Source organism: Algoriphagus faecimaris (genome assembly GCF_900101705.1).
Classification (GTDB): domain Bacteria; phylum Bacteroidota; class Bacteroidia; order Cytophagales; family Cyclobacteriaceae; genus Algoriphagus; species Algoriphagus faecimaris.
Genome location: NZ_FNAC01000036.1, coordinates 16,931 through 29,287, shown reverse-complemented (window position 1 = coordinate 29,287; position 12,357 = coordinate 16,931). Strand labels below are relative to the sequence as shown.

The following is a 12,357-nucleotide window of genomic DNA, read 5'->3' as shown; positions in this document are numbered from 1 at the left end:
TTCAAAGATTGGCGGTTTTCCTACCTAAATTATGAAAACCCTATCCAACTCTAACAGGCTTCTGATTCTGATTGCGGCCTTGACGATTATTCCAGCCTACTTTACGCCGCTTTGGCAGATCAGTCTCTGGGCTCCTCAATATCCCGAAGGCCTGAATATGAAAATCTGGATCGATCATCTCAGTGGAAATGTCGATACTATCAACGGAGTCAATCACTACATCGGAATGAAGCATATCGGTGAAGACATGTTTCCCGAATTCATTTATCTCAAATACATCATCGGAGTTCTTTTTGTTCTGGGGTTGGTAGCTGCCTGGATCGGAAAACGGTGGTCTCTCTATGGATTCTTGACCTTGATGACCCTTTTTGGCTTGGCTGTCCTCGTAGATATGTACCTCTGGGGATATGATTATGGACATAATCTTGACCCAAAGGCGGCCATCAAAGTGCCGGATATGACTTATCAGCCTCCCCTGATTGGGTACAAAGAACTCCTTAATTTCTTGGCTTATTCAGGACCCGATATCGGCAGTTGGATTTTAATGGGCGGCGTGGCTTTGCTCTTCGTCGCGATCATTCGAGACCGTCGGAAAAATAAAAACCAAGTAGTAGCCTAACTCTACCCTTAACCATTTAATCCTTGAAATCATGAAACGATTCCTTTCCATTCTTAGTCTTGTGGCACTACTAGCTTCCTGCTCTGCAGACCCTAGACCCATCAATTATGGTGAAGACGCTTGTCATCACTGTAAAATGAAATTGATGGATGCCAAATTCGGAGCTGAACTCGTCACCGAAAAAGGCAAAATTTACATTTTTGATGACCTCAATTGCATGGTGGATTACCTGCACTCTGATGCCGGTCAAGGCCAAAGTTTCAAGCATATTTTGGTCACAGACTACCTCAACCCAGGTACACTTTTGGACGCTAATTATGCTTTCTACCTCAAATCAGAAGAATTTAAAACTCCAATGGCTAGCCAAATAGTCGCCTTTCCTGACTTTGATCTACTCGAAGACCATAAGATGAAAAAAGGGGGCGTTTACCTCGCTTGGGGTGAATTGGTTACCCAATTCAAATAATTGAACTGGATTCAAGAAATCATGAAAAACTTAATAAGCCTTACTTTATTTCTCTTTTTCTGCTGTTTCACATTGGTTTTGGACGCAGGTCAAATCCGAATTAAAGCAGGTGAATCTATCCAAAAGGCAGTAGACCAGGCGGTACCTGGTGATACGGTGATCTTGGAAAGTGGGAATTATCCTGAATCGGGAATTATCATCCGAAAATCCATTTCTCTTATAGGTGAAAATTATCCTGTCATTGATGGACAGGGGAAAGGGAATGTATTGCTAGTCGCTGGGAGTCATATTCTCATCGAAGGGCTCAAAATCATCAATACCGGAAAATCCAATATGGATGACTCGGCGGGAATTAAATTCTTCGACTCTAGCGACTGCATTATCAGAAATAACATTCTGGAAGAGACTTTTTTTGGACTTCATTTCTCCAATTCCAAGCGGCTGAGCATTCTTGACAATAAAATTAATGCTACTTCCGAACGAGAATTCGAAGTGGGAAATGGTATTCACCTTTGGAAATGTTCTCATTCTGTCATTGCCAATAATCAAGTTTCCGGACACCGGGACGGGATTTATCTGGAATTTGTCACGGATACCCAAGCCAAAGAAAATCTGATTGAGCGAAATATGCGCTATGGACTACACTTCATGTTTGCGCATGACAATAGCTACATCCGGAACACCTTCCGTCAAAATGGAGCAGGTGTGGCGGTCATGTATACCAAAAATGTTTTGATGCAAGAAAACCGATTTGAAGAAAATTGGGGAGCGAGTGCCTATGGGATTCTTCTCAAGGACATCTCCGACAGTAAAGTGATTGGTAATGTTTTCCTCAAAAACACCATCGGCATCTACATGGAGGGAAGCAGTAGAATTGATTTTGAGCAGAACACCTTTAGCGAAAATGGCTGGGCGCTCAAACTCATGGCCTCCTGTGATCAAAATCTCTTTCAATACAATAATTTCAATAACAACACCTTCGATATCAGTACCAATGGCTCTTTGGTTTTAAATACACTTCGAGAAAACTATTGGGACAAATACGAAGGCTATGACCTCGATCGGGATAGCATTGGGGACGTGCCTTTTCGCCCGATTAATTTATACTCCGTCATCGTCGAAAAAATTCCGGCCTCGGTCATATTGTGGAGGAGTTTTATGGTCAATCTACTGGATAAAATGGAGAAAATCCTGCCCACATTGACTCCCGAGGACATGATGGATGAATCACCTAAAATGAAGCCTTATGATTTCAGTTAAAAGCATATCGAAAAAGTTTGGCAAGCTGGAAGTACTCAAAGACTTTTCCCTGGAATTTGAACTAGGAAACAGCTATGCCATCATGGGTCCAAATGGAAGTGGGAAAACCACGCTAATTAAGACCATACTTGGAATGGTATTGCCAGATCAGGGTGAGGTTCTGGTCAAAGGACAATCTATAAAGGGGAATCATACATACCGAAGCTTGATCGGTTATATGCCGCAGATTGGCCGCTATCCTGCCAATATGAAAATCGGGCAACTCTTTGCAATGATGAAAGACATGAGGCCGGAGATCAAAGCCTATGATACCGAACTGATCGCCCAATATGAACTGGAGGGAATGAAAGATAAGGCTTTGGGGACACTTTCGGGAGGAACGCGTCAGAAGGTTTCCGCTGCTTTGGCTTTTCTCTTCAATCCGGATATTTTGATTCTGGATGAACCCACCGCCGGACTGGATCCGATCGCAGTGGAGGTGCTGAAGAAAAAAATCAAAAATGAGCGTGAGTCAGGGAAATTAATTCTGATTACTTCGCACATTTTGAGCGATTTGGAAGAACTGACCAACCGGGCAGTTTATATCTTTGAGGGTGAGGTGTACTTTGCCGATACCGTAGACAGCCTCAAAGAAATTACGGATGAGGAACGGTTTTCTCCTGCCATTGCCAAACTCATGCAGTGGACCTTAAAAAAAAACACAGCTAAAAAATCCTTGAGTCATGTTTAAGTTATTGAAATACGCACTCTACGATATCGTGAAGTCTCGCTTTGCGCTTTTGTACACCCTGTTTATGGTTTTGGTAGCCATTTCCATTTATCAGGTTTCAGATGATTTGGGTAAAGTTTCCCTTAGTTTGATGAATATTATGATCATGATCGTTCCGTTGATTGCAGCGGTATTTGCCACGACTCACTTCTTCAATAATCTGGAGTTTATCGAACTGATGCTAGCTCAGCCTGTCAAGCGGATTCATGTATTTCTGAGCCAACTTCTGGCGGTGATTTTGATGCTGAGTTTGGCGCTTATTGTAGGCTTTGGGTTGCCCATGCTTCTATGGGGGGCAGACTCGAGTTTGATTACTTTACTGATCGTCGGAGTCGTACTGAGTGCGGTTTTTGCAGGATTTGCCTTTCTCGCCAGTGTGTATACTCGAGACAAGGCCAAAGCAATTGGTATTAGTCTTTCCCTTTGGATTTATTTCTCCTTGGTGTATGATGGTTTAGTCCTTTACATCATCTACAGCTTTGCAGATTATCCTTTGGAAAAAGCCACTTTGGCTCTAATGATGCTCAATCCGGTCGATTTGGGAAGAGTGCTGATGCTGATGCAACTGGATATTTCAGCTTTAATGGGCTATACAGGTGCATTTTTCCAGCAGTTTTTTTCTGAATTTATGGGAGTGGCACTAGCCGGAGGTATGCTCTTGCTTTGGGTTTTACTTCCAGGATTGTTGGCGATGATGAAATTTAAAAAACGAGATTTTTAGAGTTAATTGGCTAAAAGAACACCTCAAGTCAGTAGACCTGAGGTGTTTTTTATATGATTATTCGCGTTTTCCTCCCCTCCTAAAAAACAAGACAAATGGACACCGAGCGACGGTTGGTGAGCGAAGTCGAACCAAGTCGAGGTGGATATTAAGAAACTTTTGCAGCTCTTTTCATGTGTTTATAATTTGATTTTTAATGGTCACTACCTGTCCCGAACTTCGGGAGAATCTTCGCAAGCATTCCCCGACCCATCGGGGCATACCAGTGTGAACGTCATGCTCGATTTCATTACTTTGAACTACTGATCAAGTATTCTATTTTCGTATTTAGTAATAAAGGATTTACTTGTGCTTAACTTCCGATTCAAAATCACGCTGTAGGTTTGAGATCAAAACAAATCTTCTATGAAAACATTTTTCCTCGCAATTTTAATCTTATTCAGCCAACAAGCCTTAGTAGCGCAGTCATCCGTCAGGCTGCAAGGAAGGATAAGCGATGAAACGGGTGCACCTTTGCCTGGAGCGCTCGTTCAGATTCAGGAATTGAATAAAAGTGCCATTACCAATCCAAATGGACAGTTTTTTTTCGATCAGATCGATCAAGGTTCCTACCTAATTGTAGTGAGTTTTATCGGGTATCAGCAATTTGAAACCCGTATTGAATTATCAAATGATAGGGGGAATGAGTTGGACATCAAACTCATTCCCGATGCCATTCAGCTGGAAGGTTTGGTAGTGACTTCTCAGCGACGCAGTCAATTGATCAAAGACGTACCCATTGCAGTAACTTCTTATGGAAATGAGTTTCTGACTCGAACCAATACCTTTGAGTTCGATGCCCTTTCAGAATTCGTTCCGGGACTTCAGATTCAACTTCAAAGCGTCAATAACCCCGGTTTTGTCGTGCGAGGAATTACTTCGGATGATGGGGATTCTCGGGTGGAACCACGGGTTTCGGTTTTCCAAGACGGGGTGTCGATCAGCAAATCAAGGGGTTCGGTCGTGGAGCTTTTTGACATGGAGCGGGTCGAGGTGCTGAAGGGGCCGCAAGGGACCCTGTTTGGAAGAGGAGCTCAGATCGGGGCGATTCACTTAATCCAAAACAAGGCGAAGAACAGTTTTTCATCTCAGGTTCGTTTGGGTGCGGGTGATTTTGGGCAGCGCTTGGCTACAGGGCATGTCAACGTGCCGCTTTCGGATAATTTTTTCCTTCGTGTGGCAGGAATTTATAATGGGAGAGAGGGGTATATCGAAAATCTCTCTGGAGGGACTTTAAACGGAAAGGACACTAAAGCAGGGAGAGTAGCTATGAAGTACCTTCCGGGCAAAAATACGGCGATAGATTTTATTTTTAATTATCAGCAAGATACGCCTCCCGGTACTGCATTTAAGAGTGGTACCTATGCACCTTTGGGAGGCGATTTGAGTCCGAATACCTTCGCGGATATGGAGCGGGGGAGAGCACTTGGCGTAGATCGATCCGTTTGGGGAGCTACTCTTTTGGTTAATCAAACTTTGAGTTCGACCTGGGATTTGAGTTCGATCACAGCGTATCGAGAGTTTGATTCTTTCGAATCTTTTGATTCGGATGGGACAGTAGCACCTGCTTTGTTTTTGGGAGAAGAGGCTATTGGTAAGCAATTTAGTCAAGAGCTTCGCTTTAATTTTGCCAATGAATCTAGATTTCGTGGTTTTACAGGGCTGAGCTTTTTCTATGAAGATGGTTTTCAGCGATTGCCCTATGAAGGAGATGAGCGAAGCTTGTACACCTTATTCACTCCTTTTATCAGAGAGGGAATAAGTGGGGCACCACTTCCGGTTCCAGTGAAGGAATTTTTACTGACAGCGATTCCATTCGAACCTTTGGTCATCAATGGGCAGCCTAATTTGGTCGCCAACATTCCCAATGTTCCTGATATCTTTGGTCCCTTGGCTGGTGCTCCATTAAAACCCAATCATAGGGAAGTCAGTACCAATTTTGGGAGAAATTATGCCTATGAGGTTTTTGCTGATGGAACTTATGATTTGAGTTCAAAGCTAAGCGTGACGGCAGGTCTTCGGGGAACGTATGAGCGAATTTCAGGTGCCTTAGATACTCCTGAAGCTGAAGAGCGAGGAACCTTAGGCTTTATTTTGACGGGAGGGTCTGCCAATAATATTTTCACCCCAACTAACGGAAAACTAGAAACCACTGAGGAGTTTTTCTCAGCAGTGGGGAGATTGGCGGTGGATTATAAAATGAATCCGAACACTACTTTTTTTGGGAATATCGCTAGAGGTCGAAGACCCAATGTAGTGCAAGTATTGGCCACTGAGACCAATGTGCTCAATGCAGAAACAGTCTGGAGTTATGAGGCGGGGATGAAGACGCTTTCTTCCGATGATAGACTGAGTTTCGATGTGAATGCCTACTATTATGACTATTCTAATTTTCAGACGAGTATAGCTGTAGCGGACCAGGATGGTTTACGGATTGATACCCGAGATGAAGGCGCATCTACAGCTCTTGGTTTTGAGACAGCTTTGCGGTATGCGGTATTAAAAAATCTCAGTTTCTTTGCCAATTATGGCTTTATCGATGCCACATTTGATGAGGAAGATGCAGAGGGAAATGCGCAAAATTTGGCTGGAAATTCCTTTCGATTGACTCCAAAACATAGTGTCTCGGCAGGTTTGGATTTTGGGCTTCCTGTTTCCGAGAAAAGCTTGATCTATTTCAGACCTACCTATAGCTATAAGTCTCGGGTGTTTTTTGAAGAGACCAATCTCCCTGGAATTGAGCAGGGTGCCTACGGTATGCTAAATCTCCGCTTAGGAGTCAATTTCGCTCAGAAATACGATTTCATGCTCTTTGCCAATAATGCCCTCGATGAGGAATTTATTATAGATGCAGGTAATACGGGAGGAGCTTTTGGAATCCCTACTTTCATCGCCGGTCCACCACGAATGATTGGAGCTCAGTTTACGGTTAATTTCAGGTAAAAAGATCTTCTGTTCATTTCAATAAAAAGCTCATCTAAACCAATAGATGAGCTTTTTAAATGTAAAATTATTCCTTTTTAAAGCTGATTTTTAATGACTTTTCCATCTTTAATGATGAGTTTGATCGTTTCTCTAGGTTTTAGGATTTGGTCCAAATTCTGGATCAAACTTCCGTCAAAAATCAGAATATCTGCTAAGGCACCTTCTTCGATAACTCCTAATTTTCCGCTGTAAGGGCTTCTTTTTCCCGAAAGTGCCAATAATTCACCATTGTTGCCTGTTGCCATTTTCAAAATTTCCAAATTGTTAAACCAACGCTTCATTTTGATGAGTTGCGCACCGGGCTGGGCGGCTTTTTGGGCATCAAAAAGTACGTCTGTTCCATAGGCGATCTTCATCTTATATTTCTTGGCTAGGTCAAAAGCTGTGTCCGTTCCTTGGTACATTTCGAGTTGCTTGGCCCGGCTTTCAGGACTCAAGACACCCTTGTCTCCTTCATCGATGAAAGGCTGCAAGCTCCAAAACACATCTTTTTCGACCATCATTTTGACCGTTTCTTCATCTATCAATTGCCCATGATCGATGCATTTGACCCCAGCACGGATGGCTTGCTGTATGGCTCTTGGCGTGTAGGCGTGTACGGTGACATAGGTTCCCCAGTTCTCAGCAGCTTCTACAGCGGCATGGATTTCGGCTTCAGTGTATTGAGTGACATCCAGTGGATCATAAACCGAAGAGACTCCTCCTCCAGCCATTAATTTGATTTGAGAGGCACCCAGCATAAGTTGTTCTCGGGCTCTCAAGCGCACCAAATCAGGACTGTCCGCTATGGCAGCGGCATTGATGCGCTCTGCATAACTCAAGCCTCGGTTGGGGTCAGTTGGAATATCATTGGGAAAGCGAAAATCTCCATGTCCACCGGTTTGAGAAATAAAAGCTCCTGATGGCCAAATTCGAGGACCGGGTATGATTCCTCTGTCAATTCCCATTTTCAATCCAAAGATAGGACCTCCTAAGTCGCGGATACTGGTAAAGCCACTCTGGAGTAGATTTTCCGCATTTTTGCCGGCGACTAGATTGACAAAACCAATGTCAGCGGTCAAAAGGGCAACTTGGGATAAGGTAGCAAACATGGCATGGTAATGCGCATCGATCAAGCCCGGCATCAGAAATTTACCCTGTCCATCAATCACGGTGACGGTAGTATTTGCAGGAACTTTGATGGACTTTGTGGAGATTTGATCGATTTGATTACCGCGGATAAGGACATTTCCTTTAGCCGTTTGATCAGATTTTCCATCAAAAATCTCTACGTTGTTGATTAGAATTAAGGTCTCAGATTGGGCTTTTGACTCAAAAGTGGAACAGATGGAGAGGAGAATCAAAAAGCTTTTAAATAATAGCTTATTCATGTGGAAATAAGGTTAAAGATTAGTTGATCAAAGTAAGAAAAAATCAGTTAGGTAGGAATTTTTTGGCTGTTATTTTTTAGGGAAGTTACACAGGCTGCTACCTGCATAGTACAAGTATCACCCCTTCGGGGCTCTACTCTGTTGGTGGGGGCCTATCCACGGGCTGCCGCCCGAGGAGATGAATAGTTTTGCCCTTTCAGGGCTGTCGGTTCTCAGTTTTCTATAATTTGTCGGCTGTTGATTTTATTCTCAATTGTTGGATTGATGGTTAATCATACCCGAAGGGTTGGCATTTTTCATGGCCCTCGGCGTGGCCGGGGGTAAAGTGTTGATGAAAAAGTTAGAGCCCTGCAGAGGCTAAATGTTCAAGAATTAAAAATTTAAGAAAAGCTTTATTTAAAAAAAGAGATCCTGTAAAAAACCTTTTTGTTTATTGGAGAATTTACTACTATTGAAAAAGTTAAATGGGTTTGAGTGCTATGGTCAAAATTTCAGAATTTTGGAGTCCTTTATTTGATACAGTTCAAGTAGGCCTTGCCCTAACCAATAGTCAATTTGAGCTTCTTCATGTCAATGCTAGTTTTGAAAAGTACCTGGGAAAAGCAAGAAAAGGAGAAGGTTTGGGAGATTTTTTTGATTTTAGCGATCAGCTAGACCAACTTGAAAAGAGAAAGATTACTTCGGATTTTTCATTTTTTGCCAAGATTAAAGCACCCCAAAACGGTTCTTTTTTTCTCAAAGTTCTTCCCAAGTTCTGTGAAGATGGCGAATCCATTCTTTGGACAATCTCAATAGTAGAGCAAAAGCAGCCAAGTAACGGATACCTTTCCCATAATCAGATCGAAAAACAACTTTCTCAATCTGACGAGCGGTTCAAAAAGTTGGTATCAAGTATGGACGATTTGATTTTTACCTTAGATAAGGATTTTCGGCATACTGGAGTTTACGGAAGAGCACTTGAAAATGGAGGTCTAACTGAAGATTTCTTTTTAGGGAAAACGGGGGATGAAATTTTGGGAAAAGAACTTGCCCAGATTCATAATGAAAAGAACCAAGAAGCACTAAATGGCTCGCATATTCATTATGAATGGTCTGTAGGAGAGGATGATACCAAGAAGTGTTTTCTGACTAAGCTAGCTCCTCTCGTAGAAGCTGATGGGGAGATTTTTGGTGTAGTCGGAATGGCCACGGATATTACGGATCAGAAAAAGAATTTTGAGAAGCTTCAGAAGGCCAATAGTCGCTATGAATTGGTCAATAAGGCAACAAATGAGGTGATTTACGACTGGAACATTCCTAAGGAAGTCATTTTTTGGGAGGGAAGTTTCAGTAGAGTTTTAGGTCACAAATCTAAAAATGGCAATCAATTTTCCTTACAGGATTGGGAATCTTGGGTCTACCCCGAAGATCTTCCAAAGGTATTCCTTGAGTTACAAGAATTTTTACAAGATCCTACAAAGGATTATTGGACGGCACAGTACAGAATTAAAAACCAAAGGGGTAGATATTTCTACGTCCTTGAGATGGGGTATTTGATTAGAGATGATCAGGGGAATCCTATTCGAATGATCGGTTCTCTGAGGGACGTAAATCATGAAATGGTTCTTAAAAATAGGTTGAGAGCCTCTTATCAGCGGTTAAGTGAGTTTAGGAAAGCTTTAGATCAAAGTACAAACATCATCGTCACTGATCTTGACGGGGTCATCTTGGAAGCCAATCAAAGCACTTGCGATCTGTCAGGATATTCCAAAGAGGAACTGATAGGTTCTCATACCCGAATTAATCAATCTGGATTTCATTCCAAGACTTTTTACAAAAAAATGTGGGATACGATTAAAGGTGGTAGAGAATGGAAGGGAGAGCTCAAGAATAAACGGAAAGATGGCAGCCATTATTGGGTATTCACCTCAATCTTTCCACTAAGAGATAAGGATGATAAGATCTACCGTTTTTTGGCAGTACGAACCGACATCACCGAACAAAAAGAGGCGCAAGAAAAAGTGCTCAAGGCCTTTGAAAAAGTTCAGCGCTCTGAAAAGAAGTACAGCGATTTATTCCAAAAAAGTCCGATTCCTATGTGGATTTATTCAGTGGATAGCTTGACCATCGTAGATGTAAATCAGGCTGCCGTGGACAATTATGGCTATTCAAGGGAGGAGTTTTTGAGACTATCTATATTTGATCTAAGGCCTGAACGAGAGATTGAAGAAGTTAAAAAATCGATTGAATCAACTCCCTATGAATTTGGAATTTTTAAGAGGAATTTTGTTCACAAAAAGAAGTCTGGTGATGAGATTCAGGTGGAAGTATCCTCAATCCCAATACATGTAGAAGGGATAAGAGGGAAAATGGTGATAGCTAATGATATCACCCAATCTCTGAATTATCTTTCTAAGATTGAAAAGCAAAATGAGATCCTCAAGGAGATAGCCTGGACTCAATCCCACATTGTAAGGGCTCCATTGGCAAGACTTCTAGGTTTGGCTAACCTGATAAAAGAAGGTTTGGTGGACGGGGATGAAAGAGAGGAGTTTTTGGATCATATTTATGCTTCAGCGATGGAGTTGGATAAAGTAATCCAAGCAATATCCGATAGAGCCAATAGTCTGGAAAATTAATCTATCAATCGACCAGCCATCACTTTCAGTTTTCCCCCGGCTCGATTTTTTTTTAGCTTCACCTACCTAAAATCAACTCAAGCCATGCAAGCTATCAAAATCGCCACTGCCCAATTTGAAAATCGAAGCGGTGATAAGGAATACAACCTTTCTGTGATTGACAAGCTTTCCGCCCAAGCGGCAAAGCAGGGAGCACAAGTCATTACTTTTCATGAGTGTTCTATTACCGGCTATTCTTTTGCGAGGAAGTTGAACCGCGACCAACTTTTAGACTTTTCGGAGCGAATTCCCGGAGGACCCTCTGTTCAGCGGTTGATAGAAATAGCTAAGAAAAATAGCATTGTGATCTTGGCGGGTCTATTCGAAAAAGACAGTCAAGATCGTATTTTCAAAGGCTATGTCTGTGTAGATCAAAACGGCTTGGTAGCTAAGTACCGCAAACTCCATCCTTTTATCAATCCACATGTGTTGCCGGGAAATGAATATGTGGTGTTTGATCTTTTGGGTTGGAAATGCGGGATTTTGATCTGCTATGACAATAATATCATCGAAAATGTCCGTGCCACCAAACTCCTCGGTGCGGATATCATTTTCATGCCTCATGTGACCATGTGTACACCTTCGACCCGTCCGGGTGCGGGTTTTGTGGATCCCAAGCTCTGGAAGAATCGGGAAGCAGATCCTACCTCACTGCGAATGGAATTTGATGGATTGAAGGGGAGGGCATGGCTGATGAAATGGCTACCGGCCCGGGCTTATGACAATGCAGTGTATGCGATTTTTTCCAATCCCATTGGTATGGATGACGATCAGTTGAAAAATGGCTGCTCCACGATTTTGGATCCTTTTGGAGATATTTTGGCGGAGTGTAGAAGCTTTGAAGATAGTTTTGAGATAGCTACTATCGTTCCTGAGAAACTCACTCAAGCCGGCGGACATCGCTACCTACAGGCACGTAGGCCCGAGCTCTATCGGGATATTTTAAATCAGGCTCATCAATCGGAACAAAAGGTGGCTTGGTTGGGGAAGGAATAGGGAAAAGTGAAAATGCCAAAATCAAGTTTGAAGCTTTGTATTTTATTCAGGCTTTAGATTTTAGCCACCAATGTGCGAATTACATTTTCTGGATAGGAAGGCTGCTTTAGACTTTAAGCCTCAGCGAGACATTTTGAGTGTAGTAATAGAAGAGGAGAAAGGGTGAAAGAGCTTCGGAGAAGCGATTTGATTCTAGTTGTCAAAATATATTTCTTCCTGCCCGTGAGGACCTGACTGTCCGTCAGGCAGGCACGGACAGGGGCGAAGAAAGGATATAAATATTCTTGAATTAGTGGCATACAATTTTAAGCCGCGAATGGACGAATAACGTTTTTGAAGGGTAAAGGGGCTCTAGTTTCCGATATTTAGTCTTATTAGCATCAGAGAGGCTTTTTGATTGTGGTATTATGATCATTTTTTTCCACTACTCTATTTGATAGGGACCTAATCTGGGGCCAGTGATTTCTTTCCTCAA

9 protein-coding genes are annotated in these 12,357 nt (G+C 42.4%); 8 read left to right on the top strand and 1 reads right to left on the bottom strand.

The annotated features are described in order from the left end of the window. Positions 1 to 31 precede the first annotated feature (31 nt). The 6 genes from BLQ57_RS16100 to BLQ57_RS16075 all read left to right on the top strand — a co-directional run bounded on the left by BLQ57_RS16100 (position 32) and on the right by BLQ57_RS16075 (position 6,817). Entirely contained in the window at positions 32 to 619 is a 588-nt protein-coding gene (locus BLQ57_RS16100; RefSeq protein WP_087940586.1) for a hypothetical protein, read from the top strand. 31 nt (positions 620 to 650) lie between these two features. After that, the gene (locus BLQ57_RS16095) at positions 651 to 1,085 is read left to right on the top strand and encodes a nitrous oxide reductase accessory protein NosL (RefSeq protein WP_087940585.1); all 435 of its coding nucleotides are present in this window, start codon (positions 651 to 653) and stop codon (positions 1,083 to 1,085) included. 21 nt (positions 1,086 to 1,106) lie between these two features. Continuing rightward, positions 1,107 to 2,345 (top strand): nitrous oxide reductase family maturation protein NosD, encoded by a 1,239-nt coding sequence (locus BLQ57_RS16090; protein ID WP_087940608.1) that lies wholly within the window; start codon positions 1,107 to 1,109, stop codon positions 2,343 to 2,345. After that, positions 2,332 to 3,075, top strand: a complete 744-nt coding sequence (locus BLQ57_RS16085) for an ABC transporter ATP-binding protein (RefSeq protein ID WP_087940584.1) — start codon at positions 2,332 to 2,334, stop codon at positions 3,073 to 3,075. The genes BLQ57_RS16090 and BLQ57_RS16085 overlap by 14 nt, the downstream gene beginning before the upstream one ends. Then, positions 3,068 to 3,835 carry an ABC transporter permease subunit gene (locus BLQ57_RS16080; RefSeq protein WP_087940583.1) on the top strand — a complete coding sequence of 256 codons (768 nt, stop codon included), beginning with the start codon at positions 3,068 to 3,070 and terminating at the stop codon, positions 3,833 to 3,835. The genes BLQ57_RS16085 and BLQ57_RS16080 overlap by 8 nt, the downstream gene beginning before the upstream one ends. Positions 3,836 to 4,240: 405 nt before the next feature. Beyond that, complete coding sequence (locus BLQ57_RS16075; protein ID WP_087940582.1) at positions 4,241 to 6,817, top strand: TonB-dependent receptor; 2,577 nt, start codon at positions 4,241 to 4,243, stop codon at positions 6,815 to 6,817. A gap of 77 nt (positions 6,818 to 6,894) precedes the next feature. On the opposite strand, the gene BLQ57_RS16070 is transcribed toward BLQ57_RS16075, so the two are convergent. After that, entirely contained in the window at positions 6,895 to 8,229 is a 1,335-nt protein-coding gene (locus tag BLQ57_RS16070; RefSeq protein WP_087940581.1) for a metal-dependent hydrolase family protein, read from the bottom strand. Positions 8,230 to 8,708: 479 nt separating this feature from the next. Between BLQ57_RS16070 and BLQ57_RS16065 the strand changes: the two genes are divergently transcribed. Together BLQ57_RS16065 and BLQ57_RS16060 are read left to right on the top strand one after the other, a co-directional pair. Then, a complete protein-coding gene (locus BLQ57_RS16065; protein WP_169712778.1) occupies positions 8,709 to 10,847 on the top strand; it encodes a PAS domain-containing protein in 2,139 nt (712 codons plus the stop codon). An 84-nt stretch (positions 10,848 to 10,931) separates the two neighbouring features. Beyond that, positions 10,932 to 11,882: a nitrilase family protein gene (locus tag BLQ57_RS16060; protein ID WP_087940579.1), complete on the top strand. Its 951-nt coding sequence runs from the start codon at positions 10,932 to 10,934 to the stop codon at positions 11,880 to 11,882. The last annotated feature ends 475 nt before the right edge of the window (positions 11,883 to 12,357 follow it).

What these genes read in the sequence shown, in the direction of transcription:
- BLQ57_RS16100 (WP_087940586.1), top strand. Translation starts at nt 32, where the DNA reads ATGAAAACCCTATCCAACTCTAACAGGCTTCTGATTCTGATTGCGGCC.
- BLQ57_RS16095 (WP_087940585.1), top strand. Translation starts at nt 651, where the DNA reads ATGAAACGATTCCTTTCCATTCTTAGTCTTGTGGCACTACTAGCTTCC.
- BLQ57_RS16090 (WP_087940608.1), top strand. Translation starts at nt 1,107, where the DNA reads ATGAAAAACTTAATAAGCCTTACTTTATTTCTCTTTTTCTGCTGTTTC.
- BLQ57_RS16085 (WP_087940584.1), top strand. Translation starts at nt 2,332, where the DNA reads ATGATTTCAGTTAAAAGCATATCGAAAAAGTTTGGCAAGCTGGAAGTA.
- BLQ57_RS16080 (WP_087940583.1), top strand. Translation starts at nt 3,068, where the DNA reads ATGTTTAAGTTATTGAAATACGCACTCTACGATATCGTGAAGTCTCGC.
- BLQ57_RS16075 (WP_087940582.1), top strand. Translation starts at nt 4,241, where the DNA reads ATGAAAACATTTTTCCTCGCAATTTTAATCTTATTCAGCCAACAAGCC.
- BLQ57_RS16070 (WP_087940581.1), bottom strand. Translation starts at nt 8,229, where the DNA reads ATGAATAAGCTATTATTTAAAAGCTTTTTGATTCTCCTCTCCATCTGT.
- BLQ57_RS16065 (WP_169712778.1), top strand. Translation starts at nt 8,709, where the DNA reads ATGGTCAAAATTTCAGAATTTTGGAGTCCTTTATTTGATACAGTTCAA.
- BLQ57_RS16060 (WP_087940579.1), top strand. Translation starts at nt 10,932, where the DNA reads ATGCAAGCTATCAAAATCGCCACTGCCCAATTTGAAAATCGAAGCGGT.